Source organism: Streptomyces sp. NPDC033178, from assembly GCF_055577685.1.
On sequence record NZ_JBVIPT010000010.1, the window covers coordinates 99,847 to 118,333 of the forward strand.

At 72.2% G+C, this 18,487-nt stretch carries 11 protein-coding genes; 9 read left to right on the forward strand and 2 right to left on the reverse strand.

The genetic code is table 11. From position 1 onward, the window contains the following. Positions 1 to 11 precede the first annotated feature (11 nt). From ACZ5VQ_RS24765 to ACZ5VQ_RS24790, 6 genes are all read left to right on the forward strand, one after another. The gene (locus ACZ5VQ_RS24765; RefSeq protein WP_469106762.1) at positions 12 to 1,973 is read left to right on the forward strand and encodes a serine/threonine-protein kinase; all 1,962 of its coding nucleotides are present in this window, start codon (positions 12 to 14) and stop codon (positions 1,971 to 1,973) included. Positions 1,974 to 2,203: 230 nt separating this feature from the next. Continuing rightward, the gene (locus ACZ5VQ_RS24770) at positions 2,204 to 4,141 is read left to right on the forward strand and encodes an FHA domain-containing protein (RefSeq protein ID WP_469106763.1); all 1,938 of its coding nucleotides are present in this window, start codon (positions 2,204 to 2,206) and stop codon (positions 4,139 to 4,141) included. A 248-nt stretch (positions 4,142 to 4,389) separates the two neighbouring features. After that, positions 4,390 to 5,355, forward strand: coding sequence for a GNAT family N-acetyltransferase (locus ACZ5VQ_RS24775; RefSeq protein ID WP_469106764.1), 966 nt, complete (start codon positions 4,390 to 4,392; stop codon positions 5,353 to 5,355). A gap of 185 nt (positions 5,356 to 5,540) precedes the next feature. Further along, a complete protein-coding gene (locus ACZ5VQ_RS24780) occupies positions 5,541 to 9,041 on the forward strand; it encodes an NB-ARC domain-containing protein (protein ID WP_469106765.1) in 3,501 nt (1,166 codons plus the stop codon). Positions 9,042 to 9,224: 183 nt separating this feature from the next. Further along, complete coding sequence (locus ACZ5VQ_RS24785) at positions 9,225 to 10,388, forward strand: exonuclease SbcCD subunit D (RefSeq protein WP_469106766.1); 1,164 nt, start codon at positions 9,225 to 9,227, stop codon at positions 10,386 to 10,388. Positions 10,389 to 10,578: 190 nt separating this feature from the next. Continuing rightward, positions 10,579 to 13,566, forward strand: coding sequence for an AAA family ATPase (locus tag ACZ5VQ_RS24790; RefSeq protein WP_469106767.1), 2,988 nt, complete (start codon positions 10,579 to 10,581; stop codon positions 13,564 to 13,566). A gap of 77 nt (positions 13,567 to 13,643) precedes the next feature. Here the strand turns inward: ACZ5VQ_RS24790 and ACZ5VQ_RS24795 are convergent, their stop codons facing one another. Continuing rightward, positions 13,644 to 14,090 carry an Lrp/AsnC family transcriptional regulator gene (locus tag ACZ5VQ_RS24795; RefSeq protein WP_143644218.1) on the reverse strand — a complete coding sequence of 149 codons (447 nt, stop codon included), beginning with the start codon at positions 14,088 to 14,090 and terminating at the stop codon, positions 13,644 to 13,646. 176 nt (positions 14,091 to 14,266) lie between these two features. Between ACZ5VQ_RS24795 and ACZ5VQ_RS24800 the strand changes: the two genes are divergently transcribed. The 3 genes from ACZ5VQ_RS24800 to ACZ5VQ_RS24810 all read left to right on the forward strand — a co-directional run bounded on the left by ACZ5VQ_RS24800 (position 14,267) and on the right by ACZ5VQ_RS24810 (position 16,652). After that, entirely contained in the window at positions 14,267 to 14,812 is a 546-nt protein-coding gene (locus tag ACZ5VQ_RS24800) for a rhodanese-like domain-containing protein (protein WP_469106768.1), read from the forward strand. Positions 14,813 to 14,922: 110 nt separating this feature from the next. Further along, on the forward strand, positions 14,923 to 15,438 hold the full coding sequence (locus ACZ5VQ_RS24805) for an immunity 21 family protein (RefSeq protein ID WP_469106769.1): 516 nt from the start codon (positions 14,923 to 14,925) through the stop codon (positions 15,436 to 15,438). A 365-nt stretch (positions 15,439 to 15,803) separates the two neighbouring features. After that, positions 15,804 to 16,652, forward strand: coding sequence for an SDR family oxidoreductase (locus ACZ5VQ_RS24810; protein ID WP_469106770.1), 849 nt, complete (start codon positions 15,804 to 15,806; stop codon positions 16,650 to 16,652). Between the two features lie 118 nt (positions 16,653 to 16,770). Here the strand turns inward: ACZ5VQ_RS24810 and ACZ5VQ_RS24815 are convergent, their stop codons facing one another. After that, entirely contained in the window at positions 16,771 to 18,462 is a 1,692-nt protein-coding gene (locus ACZ5VQ_RS24815) for a DUF885 domain-containing protein (RefSeq protein ID WP_469106771.1), read from the reverse strand. Positions 18,463 to 18,487: the final 25 nt, after the last annotated feature.

An 18,487-nucleotide genomic window follows, 5' to 3' on the forward strand; every position in this document is an offset into this window, starting at 1 on the left:
TAACGGCCCTCATGCCACCACAGAACACGGCGTCGCCCGACGCGGGTGCCGAACGGCTGGTCGCCGGTCGCTACCGCTTGTTTTCCGTTCTCGGCGAGGGCGGTATGGGCACCGTGTGGCGCGCCCGCGACGAGGTGCTGCACCGCGAGGTCGCCGTCAAGGAAGTACGCGCTCCCGTCGGACAGACCGTGGCGCAGGTCGAGCGGATGTACACCCGCTTGGAGCGGGAGGCCTGGGCGGCGGCGCGCATCAGTGCTCGCGGAGTGGTGACCGTCCACGACGTCGCCACCGACGACGACCGACCCTGGATCGTCATGGAGCTCGTCCGCGGCCGGTCGCTGGCCGACCTGATCGGCTCCCAGGGTGCCGTTGCGCCGCGGGAGGCCGCGCGCATAGGTGCCGAGGTGCTGGCCGCGCTCCGCGCGGCGCATGGCGCCGGAGTGCTGCACCGTGACGTGAAACCCGCCAACGTCCTGCTCGCGGACGACGGCAGGGTGGTGCTCACCGACTTCGGCATCGCCACCGTGGAGGGGGATTCCGCGCTGACGATGACCGGTGAGCTCGTCGGCTCTCCCGAGTACCTGGCGCCTGAGCGGGCACTGGGCCGGAACCCCGGCCCCGCGTCGGACCTGTGGTCCCTCGGAGCGTTGCTCTACACGGCCGTCCAGGGCCGTTCGCCCTTCCGTCGGACCAGCCCGCTGAGCACTCTGCGTGCCATCGTCGACGACGAGTTGCCCCCGCCGCACCGGGCCGGACCCCTCGTGCCCGTCATCGAAGGCCTGATGCGCAAGGACCCCGACGACCGGATGTCGGCCGTGGAGGCCGAGCGGGAGCTGCGCCTGGCCGGCGCTGACGGCACCTCGGGCGCCGACACGGCCACGGCGTCCGCCCCGCTGCCCACGGCGACCAGCGAAGAGCTGCCCACTGCCGAGTCCTCGCTCGGGGAGACCGCACCCACGGACGCGGCCACGACCGGCGTCACGGCCACGGCTGGGGTGCCGACCGTCTCGGCGTCCTCGCCTGCCCCGGAAAACGCCACGGGCGCCACGGGCGTCACGGGCGCCACGGACCCCAGGGTCACGGCGGCGGCAGTCGGCGTTCCCACGGCAGAGGAACCCGCAGCGAAGGAACCCACGGCTTCCGGGGCGTCGGCGAACGCGGCCGCCAGGGCCGCCGCACCGGAAGCGGGTGCGACGGCCGCGGCCGACACACCCACGGCCACGGCCGCCATACCCCCGGCCGCGGCAGACCCCCGTACCCCCTACGCCCAGGCGCAGCCCTCGCCTCCCGGTGCCGTACCTGCGGCCACCCACAAGACAGCCACCCCGGCGCCCCGCACTTCCGTCGACGCCTCCTCTCGGTCCACCGCGGACAGCCCCACCGCCCCCGGCGACCTCACCGCCCCCACCGCCCCCGGCGCCCCCGCTTCTCCCGCGAGGCGGAGACGTCGCATCGGGTACGCGACCGCCGCGGGAGCCGTCGTGCTCGCGCTGCTCGTAGCCGGCCTGATCTACGGGCTCGGCGGCGACGGTGAGAGCAGTAAGGGCAGCGGCTCGCCCACGGGACAGGCGCAGGCCCCTTCCTCCGGGGCGGCGAGCAGCGGGTCGGACGACACCGCCGAGCAGCCCGTCACGGTCACCGCGACCGGGGGCGCGACCACGTACGTCGGGGACTGCCCCCCGGCGGACTCGCAGGCTCCCTGGTTCACCGCGACCTTCACGGTGGCCGAGCTGCCCTTCCAGTTCTCGTACCGGTGGGTCTCGACGAACGGGTCCGTGATCGACCGGCAGTGGCGGACGCTGTCGTTCCCGGACGGCGGCCCCCGCAGCCACAAGGAGACGGTACGGCTGTCGACGTATGCGAAGTCCGGAACCCTCCGCAGCGAGATGGCCGTGGAGATCCGCTCACCGTTCGAGGCGGTGTCCAACTCGGTGCCGTTCTCGGTGACTTGCTCCTCGACGAACGGCGGTTAGTCAACCGGGCGTCAAGGCCGGTGCCGAGCAGCCGAGCCATCCCCGGGCATCGGCCATACTTCAACAAGCACGAGTCGGACCGCTGCCGGGCCGACTCGGACATCACCGGTCAAGTGAGCTTTGCTGGACCGGAGTTCGGTGGGAGTGACGTACGACTCCCACTCTCGTAGCGGATCAACCGCAGGGTGCGGTTCCTCTGTCCGCACCCGTGACGTTCGCAAGGAGTTTCTGTGTCGTCGGTCATCGTGGGACGCACGGGTCCCTTCGCCGGTCAGAGCGTGGTTCTGGGTAGCGCTCCGCTGCGATTCGGACGCAAGAGCGACAACGACGTGGTCATCGTCAGTGTCAGCGCCTCCCGTCTGCACACCGAGATCGTGACGGAGGACGGCGGGTTCGTCCTCTACGACCGCAGCAAGAACGGCACCTTCGTAAACGACCAGCCCGTTACCCGTCATGTGCTCGTGCCCGGCGACTCCATACGCATCGGCGACGAGACCTTCCTGTTCGAGACGCAGGAGGCCGTGGAGACGGTCATGGACCTCTCCCAGCTCGACCTGCCCCGCGCCAACGCCTCGGCGAATCCGGGCGAGTTGCGGGTCACCGTGACCGGCGGAGGCCCGGTCGGCCTCGCCTTCGCCCTCCTGCTGGAGGACGCCCTGCCGGGGAAGGTGTCCATCACCGTCTACGACGGCCGGTGGATCAGGAGCGGCTCCACCGTGGTCTGGAAGGACGAGACCCACGGCAACAACCGGCGCATGCAGGTCGTCACCGCCCAGAGCCGTCAGTACCTCGCCCTCACCGCGGAGATGCAGTCGGCGCTGTTCGACGCGGGCGGCTTCTCCGAGATGTGGCCCCTGGGACCTGACTCCGTGGAGGGCCGCCCGCCCCGCAACATCCGGATCGCCTACATCGAGGACCAGCTGCTGGAACTGGCCAACGCCAAGTCCGCGATCCGCCTGGTGCCGAAGCGATTCGATCCGTCGGAGCAGCAGCACCGGCTCTCCCAGGAACACGTCCTGGTGATCGCCGAGGGCGGCGGGTCGCGCACCCGGGAGCACTTCGCGCACCGTTTCGGCGCGGCCGACTCCTCGATCTACTCCCTCGACGGGGAGCACCTCCAGGACCTGGTGCTGGGACTGCGGGTCAAGTCCCGGCTCTCGGACCCCATGAGCGTCCTGCTGACCGTGGCGCAGAACCGCTTCCTGCTCAACTCGCTGCGTGGCGAGGGGTTCCTCAACATGAGGCTGACCCGCGAGGAGGCCGGCAACGTGATCGGCATCGACCCGGTCCGGCAGGTCTTCGAGGAGTGCGTGGCCGCCCGGCCCTGCCTGATGAGCCGTCAGGAGGACAACGAGTTCGTCTGCCCGACGCACGGGACCCTGTTCCTGCCCGCCCTGCTGCGCAGTTCGCCGCTGTGGAAGCGGATCCAGGAGGGCCTGAAGATGTTCGGTGTCCCCGAGGACGATCTCACCGCGATCACCTCGTTCCGGCTGGACATGGTGCAGCGCCCCCGGTTCACGGCCCAGCTCAGCCGCCCCACCGCCAAGAGCCCCGGAACGTACGGCTTCCTGCTGGGTGACGCGGCCAACGCCATCCACTTCTGGCCCGGGCGCGGCCTCAACAGCGGCCTCGCCTCGGCTGTTTCGCTCGCCCGCTCCCTCAGCCGGGTCTGGCAGGGGCGTCCGCTGCGCGACGCCGACTTCATCCGGCACGAGGCGGCGATGTCCATGCTCCAGTACCGGCACAAGAGCCGGGCCTGGAACGCCATGGTCACCACCGACGAACGAGGCGTGACCCGCGCAATCAAGGACATCATCGCCGACAGCATGGAAGGGGAACGGGCCGTCGCCAAGCCCGACGCCGAAGGGTCCGATCTCGACCTCCTGCTGGACAGGATGCGCGCGATCCGCGAGCGCCTCGCCCCCCGCCTCCCCGGAATGCCCAGCGACGAGGAACTGCGCAGCCACCTGTCCACCCTCGCTCCGTCGACCCTGCGGTCCCTGCAGGAGAGCGGCGCCTGGGACACGCTGATCGTCGGTGGCGAGGAGGCCGACATCGACATCTTCTACCAGTCGGACGCCCCGGTCTTCGTCGGCCGCCCCATCGATCCGCGCACCACCGGCCAGACGGCGGGACCGCGGCAGCCGGGGGCGCTCGACCCGGCGTGACGCGGACTCTCCGCCCCTGAGACCGAAGGTTCACCTCCTGTCCCGCCGGCGGAAGAAGAGGCGTCAGCGGAAGAAGAGGCGCCGGCAGAAGACAGAAGAAGAGGGCCCGGCGCATCCGGGCCCCTTCCGCGGTCTGCCGTGCTCTTGCGGTGAGAACAGCGGCTCCGGCGTCGGACTGCCGGACGGACTCGTACGGCACCCTCGAAACCAAGGTGTGTGCGGGCCCGGTGACGCCTATCGTGCCGTCCATGAACGTGACGCCGGCCTGGCGGCCACTTGTGCTGGACGACGCCCCGGCCCTGGCCGAGCTGTTCGCCGCGGTCGAGGCGGCCGACGGCACCGACGAGCACTACGACGCCGAGGACCTCGCCGAGGAACTGGGCAACCCACACGTGGAACTGGCCCGCGACTCCATGGGGGTGTGGTCCGGTGGCGAGCTCATCGGATACGCCAAGTCGATGGGGTTGCCCGACGCGACCGACGTGCACCGGGTGTACGTCGAGGGGGCGGTGCGCCCCGACGCCCGCGGCCGAGGCGTGGGCACCGACCTGGTGGACTGGCTGGTGAATCGGGCGACGCAGCAGCATCGCGAGCGGTTCCCGGACCTGCCCGGCGAGGCGCACATCCAACTCCACGCACCCAACACCGCCAAACGCGACCTGTACCAGCAAGCCGGGTTCGAGGCGCGGCGCTGGTTCTTCGACATGAGTCGGCCACTGGACGGCGACGCGATCCCGGCGACGACCCCGGCGGGCGGGCTGCGCGTAGTGCCCTTCACCGAGGCGTACGACGACGCGACCCGGCTGGCGCACAACGAAGCGTTCCTCGACCACTGGAGTCACACCCCGAGTACTCCGGACCGGTGGCGCCACCAGAGCACCGGCGCCCGGTCGTTCAGGCCCGACGCGTCGTTCCTGGCACTGGACGCGGGCGAGGTCGCGGGCTACCTCCTCAGCCACGAGTACGACGCCGAGACGGCGATGACCGGCATCCGCGAATGCTGGATCGACAGGCTCGGCACCCGGCCGGCCTGGCGCGGCACCGGCGTGGCCACCGCGCTGCTCACCACCTGCCTGCGAGCCGCCCAGGAGCAGGGCTGTCGCAGGGCGGGCCTCAATGTGGACAGCGCCAACGCCACCGGCGCTCTGGGCCTGTACGAGCGGTGCGGCTTCCGCACCCGGCACACCTGGATCGGGTACGTACGGCCGCTGTAGCGGTGGGGCGGCCGCTGTTCACACCGACATCCAGGGACAGAGCTTCCGGTGGGTGGCATGCCCCAACGCCCGCCCGGTGAAAGGGCGGTGGCGGGGTTCACGGTGGACCCGAAGAAGGTCAGGGGCCGCTCGTCCGGTGGCCGGGGACTGGCACCGATCCGGTGCCGGAGGGATGATCCGGTGCCATGGGATCACGGGGACGCTGGGGGACACGCGCCGTCATCGCGGTGTGCGTGGCGGCTGTGGTGTGGCTGCTGGTGACGGCGGTGCGCGATGGCTGGGGGGTCGCCGACCCGGTGGCGAGTGTCTTCGGTTCGGCGGCGGGACTGGTCGCCCTGGTGGTCTCCTTGCGGGCGGTCCCCGGCGGACCGTCGGCCCTGATCAGCCGTCCGGTGCCGCCCGAGGTGCCGGATTGGTGGGTGAACAGAGACGAAGCGGCCACTGTCATCAAGGCCGTCCGCAGGCGTACGGGACGCTGGGGGAGCAGCGCACCGGTAGCGATCACAGCCGGGTTGCACGGCGCCGGCGGGTTCGGCAAGACCAGTCTGGCGAGATACGTGGCCGCCCAGCGTTCGGTCCAGCGCCGGTTCCCGGGCGGCGTTCATCTGGTCACCATGGGCCGGGAGGTGCGCGGCCGTGCGGCCATCGCCGCGAAGGTCGCGGAGGAAACCCGCCTGATCACCGGCGACACCACCGAGAGCGGTTCGGACCCCGAGCGTGCCGGAGCCCATCTCGGCAGGCTCCTCGCCGGGCGGCCGCGCACGCTGCTCATCATCGACGACGTCTGGGAACGCGAGCAGCTCACTCCCTTCCTGCGGGGTGCCGAGCGGTCCTGTGTCCGGCTGGTGACCACGCGCAGGTCCGATGTGCTCCCGCCCGCCGCGGTACGCATCGAAGTCGACCGCATGACGATGGATCAGGCCCGGCACCTGCTCACCCACCGTCTCCCCGCCTCGCCGCGGCGCGAGGTGCTGGAGGAACTGGTCAAGGCGACGGGACGATGGGCGCTGCTGCTGGGCATCGCGAACAAGTTCCTCATCGAGCAGACAGCCACCGGAGCCGATCCCACCGACGCCGCCAGAACGCTCCTGCGGCGGCTGCGCGCCGACGGGCCCGCCGTCCAGGACCCCGACGGCACCCTCGACCTCAACGACCCGGACCAGCGCAACACCGCCGTACGGGCCAGCATCCGCGCCGCGTCGACGCTCCTGCCGCACGAGCAGGCCGAGCAGCGTTTCAACGAACTCGGGGTCTTCGCCGAGGACGAGAGCGTGCCCATCGAGGTGGTGGCGGCGCTGTGGCACGCCACTGGCGATCTCGACGAGACCGCCACCCGCACCCTGTGCAAGCAGATGGCCGATCTGTCGCTGCTCGGCATCGAGACCGCCGTGGCCCGCGGAGCCGTCACCGTCCACGATGTCGTCCGCGACTACCTGCGTACGGAACTGGGTCCCGCGGGACTGAGCACCGCGAACGCCGCTCTGCTCGACGCCGTCGCGACCTCCCTGCCCGCGGCCGAGGACGGAGCGGTGGCGTGGTGGCGGGTCACGGCCGGCTACCTGCTGGACCATCTCATCGAGCACTTCCTCGACGCTCGCCGTTCCGCACAGGCACTCACCCTCGCAGGGGATTTCCGGTGGGTCCGCACGCGCCTGCACCAGCGTGGCCCCACCGCTCCCTGGCGCGATCTCGACCGCCTGGGAGCTCCGGCTCAGCCCCTCGCACGTCAACTGGCCCAAGCCGCCCACCTACTCACCCCCACCGCCCCGCCGCACGCCCTCGACACGGTCCTGCGCAGCCGTATCACCGGCGCCCCGCACTGGCCCGCCCGCCCGCTTCCCGCCGGCACGCCCGCGCTCATCGACCGCTGGCCTCCTCCGGACCTGCCCGATCCCGCTCTGATGCGCACCCTGACCGGCCACCGTGGTCCGGTGTACGCGGTGGCGTACAGCCCGGACGGTGCCCGCATCGCCACGAGCAGTCGTGACACGACCGTACGGATATGGAGTTCCGTCACCGGGGAGTCCCTTCACACCCTGACTGGTCACCAGGGGCCGGTTCGCGCCGTGGCCTTCAGCCTCGACGGCCGTCTGCTGGCCACCGGTGGCCGCGACGCGACCGTACGGATCTGGGACGCGGCCACCGGCCAGGCAGTGCGTACCGTGCGGGGACACGACGGGCCGGTCCTCGCCGTCGCGTTCAGCCCGGACGGCTCTCGCCTGGCCACAGGCAGCAGTGACGCGACGGTGCGGATCTGGGATCCGGCGACCGGCAAGGCGCTGCACACGGCGACTGGCCACGAGGGCCCCGTGTTCGCGGTGGCGTACAGCCCGGACGGCGCTTTCCTGGCCGGCGGCGGGGTGGATACGACCGTACGGATCTGGAACGTTGTGTCTCCCGGCCCCGACCGCAGGCCGGGAGACGGGCCTTCCAACGTCCGGGCGTCACGCGTGCTGAACGGTCACCGCGGGCCGGTGCGCGCGGTGGCGTTCACCTCCGACAGTTCCCGCCTGCTGACCTGCAGCAATGACCGCACACTGCGGATCTGGGGGCCCAGTGGGGAGGAGGTCGTACATGAACTGTCCGGGGTGGTTCGGGCGGCCGGCTTCAGCCCGGACGGCTCCCGCCTCGCCACCGGCAGCCATGTGGCCGTGGTGCGAATCTGGGACACCGTCACCGGCCAGGCGGTGCACACCCTTGCCGGGCATCGCGGGGCGGTGCTCACGGTGGCATTCGGCCCGGACGGTGCTCGCCTTGTCACTGGCGGAAACGATCGCATCGCCCTGGCCTGGGACCCGACCTCCAGCGGCACACCGGTACCCCTGACCGGCCGCACCGAGCAGTTGCACGCTGTCGCGTCCAGCCCGGACGGCTCCTGCGTTGCCACCAGCAGCCGCGACACCGCTGTGCCGATCTGGGACCCCGTCACCGGTGAGATCACACGCATGCTGCGCGGACACCAGGGTGCGGTGCTGGCGGTGGCCTTCAGCCCTGACGGCACCCGTCTGGCGACCAGCAGCAGCGACAAGACACTGCGGTTGTGGGACATGGCCACCGGCGAAACGGTACGCATCCTGCGGGGACGCACCGACCAGCTCCGCACGGTGGCGTTCAGCCCGGACGGCGCACGTCTGGCCACCGGCAGTCGCGATACGACGGTACGGCTCTGGGACCCCTCGACCGGCGCCATGATGCGCATGCTGAACGGTCACCGCGGGCCGGTGTGCGCGGTGGCCTTCAGCCCGGACGGGGCGCTCCTGGCCACCGCCAGCCACGACAGGACGGTGCGGCTCTGGGACCCGTCCACCGGCGACCTGGTTCGCATCCTGGCCGGCCACACCGGCCAGCTGCACACGATGGTGTTCAGCCCGGACGGCTCGCTTGTGGCCACTGGCAGCAGCGATACGACGGCGCGGCTCTGGGACCCGTCCACCGGCGCCGTGGTGCGCGTGCTGAACGGTCACCGTGGGGCGGTGCGCGCGGCGGCCTTCAGCCCCGACGGCTCCTGCCTCGCCACCGGCGGAGCGGATGAGACCGTACGGATCCACGCCCCGTCGAGCGGCGAGATCCTGACCATGATGCGCACCGACAGCGGCGTGTGGTCGTGCGCCTGGTCCGCCGACGGCCGGGCGTTGTTCGCCGGAACAGCGGCGGGGCTGTTCGCCTTCGAGTACCTGGCCGCCTGATGCGGAGAGGGCTCGGTGATCTGTTCGTGCGGCCATGAGGTTCGCCGCTGGTCCAGCGGCTGGATCAGCGACTTCCAGGGGGCGACATGCGTTAGCGTGGCGGGCGTTGACAGCGAGCCCCGTGCTGGTTCTTGCTGGTTTCAGAGGCGCAGTAGGGGTAAACATGCAGGTCGGAGCAGTACTGTGAGAATTCTGCACACTTCCGACTGGCATCTGGGCCGGGCGTTCCACCGGGTGAACATGCTCGGTGCCCAGGCCGGGTTCATCGACCACCTCGTCACGACCGTGCGCGAGCGCGAGGTGGACGCGATGGTGGTGTCGGGGGACGTGTACGACCGTGCGGTGCCCCCGCTGGCCGCGGTCGAGCTCTTCGACGAGGCCCTGCACAGGCTGGCCGACCTCGGCGTGCCCACGGTGATGATCTCCGGGAACCATGACTCGGCACGCCGCCTCGGCGTCGGCGCCGGACTCATCGACCGCGCGGGCATCCATCTGCGGACCGACGCCTCGGCGTGCGGCACACCCGTGGTCCTGGAGGACGAGTTCGGTGAGGTGGCCTTCTACGGGCTGCCGTATCTGGAACCGGCGCTGGTGAAGGACGAGTTCGGCGTGGAGAAGGCGGGTCACGAGGCCGTGCTCGCCGCCGCCATGGACCGGGTCCGCGCCGACCTCGCCACGCGCGCGCGTGGCACCCGTTCAGTCGTCCTCGCCCATGCCTTCGTCACCGGCGGCGAGGCCAGCGACAGCGAGCGGGACATCACGGTCGGCGGAGTCGCCTCCGTCCCGGCCGGGGTCTTCGACGGAGTCGACTACGCCGCGCTCGGGCATCTGCACGGCAGCCAGACCATCACCGAGCGCGTGCGCTACTCGGGATCGCCGCTGCCGTACTCCTTCTCGGAGACCGACCACCGCAAGACCATGTGGCTGGTCGACCTGGGAGCCGACGGCTCGGTCGGGGCCGAGCGCATCGACTGCCCCGTGCCGCGGGCGCTTGCCCGTATCCGGGGACACCTGGAGGACCTGCTCGCAGACCCGGACCTCGATCGGCACGAGGAGGCGTGGGTCGAGGCGACTCTCACCGACCCGGTGCGACCGGCCGACCCCATGGCGCGGCTCAGCGAGCGCTTCCCGCACACGCTCAGCCTCGTCTTCGAGCCCGAGCGGGCACCGGACGACCCCGACGTCTCGTACGCCCGGCGGCTGGCCGGCCGCAGTGACCAGGAGATCGCGGAGGACTTCGTGGCCCATGTGCGCGGCGCCGGGCCCGACGCGCGCGAACAGGCCGTGCTCCAGGACGTGTTCGACGCCGTCCGCGCCGACGACACGGTCCGTGAGGTCGCCCGGTGAAGCCGCCGTACGAGCCGGCCGGCGAGGCGCGACCCATGGGGCGCCCGGTGAAGGCGCAGTGCGAGCCGGCCGGCGGAGCGGGACTCGTGAGGCGTCAGGTGAAGGCGCAGTGCGAGCCGGTCGGCGGAGCGGGACCCATCGGGAGCTCGGTGAAGACGCATGACCCGTACATCGAGGGGGCGGGGGCCCGATGAGGCTGCACCGGCTGCACATCACCGCCTTCGGGCCGTTCGGCGGCGCCCAGGAGGTCGACTTCGACGACCTGTCGGCCGCCGGGCTCTTCCTGCTGCACGGGCCGACGGGCGCGGGCAAGACGTCCGTCCTCGACGCCGTCTGCTTCGCGCTCTACGGATCCGTACCGGGCGCCCGCCAGGGAGGTTCCCTGCGCAGCGACCACGCCCTGGCCACCACCCGCACCGAGGTGACCCTCGAACTCACCGTGGCCGGACGCCGGTTGGAGCTCACCCGGCAGCCACCCTGGGAGCGTCCCAAGAAGCGCGGCACGGGTACGACGACCGAGAAGGCACAGAGCTGGCTGCGCGAGTACGACGCGCCGACGGGCTCCTGGAAGGACCTCAGCCGCTCCCACCAGGAGATCGGCGAGGAGATCACCCAGCTGCTCGGCATGAGCCGCGAGCAGTTCTGCCAGGTCGTGCTGCTGCCCCAGGGTGACTTCGCACGTTTCCTGCGGGCCGACGCCGAGGCCCGCGGCAAGCTCCTCGGCCGGCTCTTCGACACCCGCCGCTTCGCCGCCGTCGAACAGCGACTGGCCGAGCTCCGACGCGCCGCGGAGACCCAAGTACGTGCGGCGGACGCGGAGTTGCTGGCCGACGGCCACCGTATGCAGCAGGCGGCCGGTGACATCGTGGAGCTGCCGCTGCCCGACCTGTCGCCGGGCGACCCCGGCCTCGCCGAATCCGTACTGGAGTGGGCGGCGATCGCCAGGAGCACGGCCCGCGAGAGGTTCACGGTCGCCCACTGTGCGCAGGCGGCCGCCGAGTCGGCCCAGGCCGCCGCGCATCACGTACTGGACGACGTACGCGAAGTGGCGCGGCTCCAGCGCCGGTTCGCCGAGGCACGGGAGCGGGCCGCCCGGCTGGAGGAGCGGTCCGGGGCTCACCGGGAGGCACAGGCGCGCATGGAGCGTGCCCGCAAGGCCGAGGCGGTGGCGCCCGCGCTCGGGCTGCGGGACGCGACGGAGGCCGAACACCGGCGGGCGGCCGGTACCGAGGCACGCGCGCGTGCCCTCCTGTCGGAGACCTTCGCCGACTCGGGGGCGACGGGCCTCGCGGCCGCCGCGCGGAAGGCGGCCGAGGAGCTGGGCGGGCTGGAGTCGGCCCGCCGCGCCGAGCACCGGATCGCCGAACTCGCCGAGGAACGCGACGTGTTGGACCGGCAGGAGCGCGCCGACGAGGACGTACTGCACGACGCCGGGACCTGGCTCGCCGAGTGGGCCGCGACCCGGGCGGACCTGCAGACGTGTATCGAGGCGGCCCAGGAGGCCGCCACCCGTGCCGAGCAGCTCGCCGTCCAGCGCGAGCCCGCGCAGGCGAGACTCGCCGCGGCCAGGATGCGCGACCAGCTCGCCGGGGACACGGACGAGGGCCACGCGCGCGTGCTGGCCGCACGCGAGCGCGCCACGGACGCGCGCGCCCACTGGCTGGACCTCAAGGAGCAGCGCCTGAAGGGCATCGCCGCGGAGCTCGCCGCGGGCCTGGTGGACGGCGAGGCGTGCGCCGTCTGCGGTGCCACCGAGCACCCGGCACCCGCCCGGAAGGTCGACGGACACGTCGGCCGGCAGGCCGAGGAGGCCGCGCTGGCCGCGTACCAGCGCGCCGATGAGCAGCGCACCGAGGAGGAGCGGCGCCTCGGGGTCGTCCGCGAGGCGCTGGCGGCCGCGACGGCCGAGGCGGGGGACCTGCCCACCGGGCAACTCGCCGAACTGGTCGAGGAGTTGGAGCGGCGACACGCCGAGGCGCACGGCGCCGCTTCCGGGCTGCACGCGGCTCGTGAAGCCCTGGAACAGGCCGAGCGCGAGCGTGAACGGCGACTCGCCGCCCAGCAGGAAGCCGCTCGCCGGGTCGCGTCCCGAGCCTCGCTGCGGGACGCACTCGATCGCGAACGAGCCTCCCTGGAGGGAGAGTTGACGCAGGCCCGGGGCTCCGCGGGCAGCGTCGCCGCGCGGGCCGCGCAGCTGGAGCGGCAGGTCGCGCTGCTCACCGAGGCCGCGGACGCCGCCCGTGTCGCGGCGGACGCCGCCCAGCGGCTGAAGGACGCCGACGCGCGACTCGCCGACGCGGCCTTCCGCGCCGGGTTCGACACACCGTCGGCCGCCGCGGCCGCCCTCCTCGACGACGCCGCCCATCGCGACCTCCAGCACCGGCTCGACGCCTGGCAGCAGGAGGAGGCGGCGGTCCGCGCGGTGCTCGCCGAGGCCGAGACGACGGCCGCCGCCGGGCAGCCGCCCGCCGACCTCCAGGCCGCCGAGCAGGCCGCGTCCGCCGCCGGCCGACGGGTGCGCGAGGCGGGCTCCGCCCGCGACGCGGCCCGCCGCCGCTGCACGGAACTCGACCGGCTGACCCACCGGGCGGGCGGTTCCGTGCGCCGACTGGGGCCGCTGCGCGAGGAGTACGACCGTGTGGCCCGTCTCGCCACGCTCGCGGCCGGCACGTCCGCGGACAACGAACGCAAGATGCGCCTGGAGTCCTACGTCCTCGCCGCCCGGCTGGAACAGGTCGCGGCCGCCGCGACCACGCGCCTGGCGCGCATGTCCTCGGGGCGCTACACCCTCGTCCACTCCGACGACCGGGCCGGGCGGGGCCGCAGCGGCCTCGGCCTGCACGTCGTCGACGCCTGGACCGGCCGTGAGCGCGACACGGCGACCCTCTCCGGCGGCGAGACGTTCTTCGCCTCCCTCGCCCTCGCGCTGGGCCTCGCCGACGTGGTCACCGACGAGGCCGGGGGCGTACGCCTCGACACGCTCTTCATCGACGAGGGCTTCGGCAGCCTGGACGACCAGACGCTCGACGAGGTCCTCGACGTCCTCGACTCCCTGCGGGAGCGGGACCGCAGCGTCGGCATCGTCAGCCATGTCGCCGATCTGCGTCGCCGGATCCATGCGCAACTGGAAGTGGTGAAGGGGCGGTCGGGGTCGGTTGTGCGGCAAGGGGGCGGCTGACCACTCGTTCGTGTGGCTGTGGGTCTTGGGGTCTTGGGGTCTGGGGGTCTGCAGGTTGCGTGGCCGTCGCTTTGCTTTCAGCGGCCGACGGGGCGTCGTGGCAGGGGTGATGAGTACACGACGCTCGTCGTCACCGAGCCGAGTGTGCCGATCTTGCCCGAGACCTCCTCCAGGTGGCTCATCGAGCGCGTCGCGACCTTGATGACGAAGCAGTCGTCGCCCGTGACGTGGTGCGCCTCCAGGATCTCGGGGGTCGCGGCGACGAGGTCGTGGAACGGCTTGTAGTTGCCGTTCGGATAGCGGAGCCGCACGAAGGCCAGGATCGGCAGACCCAGGCTCTCCGGGTCCACGACCGCCGCGTAGCCCTGGATGACGCCTGCCTCCTCCAGGCGGCGCACGCGTTCGGTGACCGCGCTCGCGGACATCGAGACGGCACGGGCCAGCTCGGCGAAACTGGCCCGGCCCTCGCGCTGGAGGACTTCGAGAATGCGCCAGTCGGTGGCGTCCGGGGAATAAGCGGTCATAGTCGATGGATAGCAGGGGAATCCCCGGTGGATCAAGGGCAGGGCCGTGGATTGCTCCTTCAGGAAGGGGATCACCCGCCGTAGATTTCTGGTCATGGAGTCCCGCGCGGATGGTGCGGAGAAGGCACCCGGCCGTCGTACGACGGTGTCGGCGGGACCGGGAGGAAGGCCGGACCATGACCGCGACCAGCACCACCACGGGCGGCACCAGCGCCACCGGGAACAGCAGCGCCGTCGCCGCCACGCGGAACGCCGTCGCCGTGAACCCCGTTCTGCGAGTCGCCCCGGCGTCGCCCGCCGCGGCCGCCGCCTACTTCGGAGCGAGCCTCGCCTTCCACGCCGACGTGTCCGACGTCGCCGCCGCACTGGCGGCAGGCGGCGACCCCGGCTTCGTCGTCCTCGACTCCCGCTCCACGGAGTCCTGGGACCAGGGGCATGTGCCCGGTGCGATCCATCTGCCCACCGCGCTCATCCCCGAGCAGGCGGAGCAACTCCTCGACAGGGCCGTGCCGGTGGTCACGTACTGCTGGGGTCCGGGCTGTAACGGCGCGACCCGTGCCGCCCTCGCTCTCGCCGAACTCGGCTTCCAGGTCAAGGAGATGCTCGGCGGCTTCGAGTACTGGGCGCGCGAGGGCTTCGAGTTCGAGACCTGGGAGGGCCACGAGCGGCGCAGCGCCGACCCGTTGACCGCTCCGGTCGGCGCGGAGGACTGCGGATGCTGACCGCCGTACCGCCGTCGTCGAGACGTCGTACGGACTCAGTCGTGTATCACCTCGCCCGGAGTGCAAAGGAATCGTCAATTCTGGGTCGCCGCGCCATGTAGCTTCTGGGCATGGCGAGTTACGCGGGTCCCAGTTCGGTCGAGTGGGTGGAGTCGGGCGGTGGACCGCTCATAGCGATACCGGAAGTGGTGCTGCCGTTCTGGACGGGGGCCGACGGCGACGAGCTCGCCTCCGACTACGACAGGGCGTGCGAGGTGGAGGGTTTCGTCGGCCTGCTGCCCGTCGGCAACACCACCGCCCTCGTTCTCGGCGACGATCCCGCCGCGACGGCCTATCTGCCGGAGCACGGCACCTTCGTACGGTGGTGTGCCGGGGAGTCCGAGCGCGAGCTGCTGGCCGGGGTTCCCGCCGCCCTCGCCGGGGCGGCGTGGGAGCGGGAAGTACTGTGGGAGATCCCCGGGCCCGTCGTGCTGTTCGACGCGGCATGGCCGGGGGAGGAGTCGACGAAGACGGGGCATCTGCGGATCGAGCTGGCGCCGGGGCGGTACGCGGTGCGGGCGGCGCACGCGGAGCCGGGGCCGGAGACGTGGATCGGGCTCGTGCAACTGAGGCCGCTCGGGCAGTGACGCGTGGCCTCGGGCCGCGACGCACGGCCTCAAGCAAATGACGCTGGGCCTCGGCCAGTGATGGATGGCCTCGCCCAGTGATTGAGGGCGGGCCTGCGACCTGCCCCGGCCGAGGGGCGAGGGAGGGGCAGGCGACGGGCGGGCCAGGGGCGGGCGTGATATCCCGGGCCCCGTGCCCGGCGGCCCGCCTGGCCTGCGCGAGCTGAACCGCCTGGCCTGCGCGAGCCGAACCGCCTGGCCTGCGCCAGCCGAACCGCCCGGCCCGCGCCAGCCGAATCACGATGTCCGCGCGTACCGGACCGCCGCCCCACCCGCCGCGGAAAATGACATGCGGCGCGCACTGGCACCGCCCATCATGGTCCGCCATGCCACCCCAACTCCCTTCCCCCACACCCGAAGCGCTGCGCCGCGACCCCCTCCCGCTGCGTGGCCGTACCGCCCTGGTCACCGGCGCCAGCCGACGCGGAGGGATCGGCTACGCCGTGGCCCGACGGCTGGCCGCGTACGGGGCGAGTGTGTACGCGCATCACCACGTGCCGCACGACGCCGACATGCCCTGGGGTGCGGACCGCCCCGAGGAGGTGGTCGCCGGGATCCGCGAGGCGCTCGCCGACTCCGGAGCGCGGGTCGTCGGCGGACCGGGCGACCTCTCCGACCCGGCGGCCCCCGCCGAACTGATCGCCACGGCCTCCGACGCCCTCGGCGGACGGATCGACATCCTCGTCGCCAACCACGCGCTCAGCGGCTCGGACGGCCCGCTCGACACGATCGACGCCGCGATGCTCGACGCGCACTGGGCCGTCGACACCCGTTCCGTGATCCTCCTCGTCCAGGCCTATGCCCGGCTGCGTGCCGCTCTGCCACCGCGTACGGCGGGTGGGCGTGTGGTGATGATGACGTCGGGCCAGGACATCGCGGGCGGCATGCCGGGCGAGATCGCGTACGCCCTTCAGAAGGGCGCCCTGGCCTCGGTCACCCGCTCGCTGGCGACCACGCTCGCCGAGCACGCGGTAACCGTGAACGCCGTGAACCCCGGCCCCGTCGACACGGACTACATGACGGGCGACGAGTACGCGGCCATCGCCGCGATGTTCCCTGCCGGGCGCTGGGGGATGCCGGACGATCCCGCGCGGCTCATCGCCTGGCTCGCGACGGACGAGGCCGAGTGGGTCACCGGGCAGGTGATCGACTCGGAGGGCGGGTTCCGGCGCTGAGGCGTTCGTCGAGATGCGGTTGGTCGGCGTGCGGTCCGTCGACATTCGGTCCGGCGACCGGGCTCCTTGTGGCGCACTCGACTGCGCTGCCGGGCCCGGTCGCCGTCGCGGTACCCGATCAGAGTTGGGAAAGCTCGTCCACCAGGTCGTCCAGACCCAGCGAACCCTGGGACAGGGCCGCCATGTGCCAGGCCTTCGCGTCGAACGCGTCGCCGTGCCGCTTCCTCGCGTTCTCACGGCCCAGCAGCCAGGCGCGCTCGCCGAGCTTGTAGCCGATGGCCTGGCCGGGGATGGAGAGGTAGCGGGTCAGCTCGCTCTCCACGAAGTCCGCCGGGCGGCTGCTGTGGGCGCCGAAGAACTCCTCCGCCAGCTCGGGAGTCCAGCGCTCCCCCGGGTGGAAGGGCGAATCCGCCGGGATCTCCAGCTCCAGGTGCATGCCGATGTCGACGATGACGCGGGCCGCGCGCATCATCTGGGCGTCCAGATAGCCGAGCCGCTCCTCCGCGTCCTTGAGATAGCCGAGCTCGTCCATCAGCCGCTCCGCGTACAGCGCCCAGCCCTCGCAGTTGGCGCTGACGCCGCCGATGGTCGCCTGGTAACGGGAGAGGTTCTCGGCCACGTGCGCCCACTGGGCCAGCTGGAGGTGGTGGCCGGGGACGCCCTCGTGATACCAGGTCGACACCAGGTCGTACACCGGGAAGCGGGTCTGCCCCATGGTCGGCAGCCACGTACGGCCGGGGCGTGAGAAGTCCTCCGACGGTGCCGTGTAGTAGGGGGCCGCGGCGCTGCCCGGCGGGGCGATGCGGGACTCCACCTTCCGTACCCGCTCGGCCAGTTCGAAGTGCGTGCCGTCCAGTTCCTCGATGGCCTGGTCCATCAGGCTCTGCAGCCACTCGCGGACCTCGTCGACGCCCTCGATGTGCCTGCCGTGCTCGTCCAGGTGCGCGAGCGCGACCCACGGGGTGTCGGCGCCGGGCAGGACCTTCTCGGCCTCCTTCCTCATCTCGGCGAGGAGCCGGTGGTACTCGGCCCAGCCGTACGCGTACGCCTCGTCCAGGTCGAGATCCGTGCCGTTGAAATAGCGCGACCAGCGCGCGTACCGCTCGCGGCCCGCGGTGTTCGGCGCGCCCTCGATCGCGGGCGCGTAGACGTCGCGCATCCAGTCGCGCAGGGCGACCACGGCGGCGGTCGCCGCTCCGGCGGCCTCGTCGAGTTCCGCACGCAGCGTCTCGGGGCCGGCCGAGGCGAAGTCCTCGAACCAGCCGCGCCCCGAACCGTCGGTGTCCGACCATTCCGTGAGCTGCTCGATGAACGTCGCGGTGGGGCGCGGGCCCGCGTACAGCTTGCGCTCCAGGCCGAGGGAGAGGGATTCGCGGTAGCCGTCGAGGGCCGTCGGCACGGCACGCAGCCGCCGGGCGATCGCGGCCCAGTCCTCGTCCGTGTCCGTGGGCGTCACGGTGAACACCTCGCGCACCGCGTGCGCGGCCGTGCTCATGTTGCCGACGGCCCGCAGGCCCTCCTCGGCATCGTGCACGCCGAGTTCGGCGGTGAGCCGCTCGCGGAGCAGGCGTGCGCAGCGGCGCTCGATGTCACTGTCCGCGCCGGGCTGCCGCTCCGCCTCGTCGAGCCGCGCCAGGGTGGCCCGCGCGAGTGCCGCGAGCGCGTCCTGGCCGGCGGGCGAGGTGTCGGGCAACGAGCCCGAACTCTCCTTCACTCCGAGATACGTTCCGGTGACCGGGTCGAGGGCGATGAGCTCGTCGACGTAGGTGTCGGCGACCTCGCGGGGCAGCGGGTTCTTCGTCTGTGACATGCGGCCATCCTCATACGATGACGGG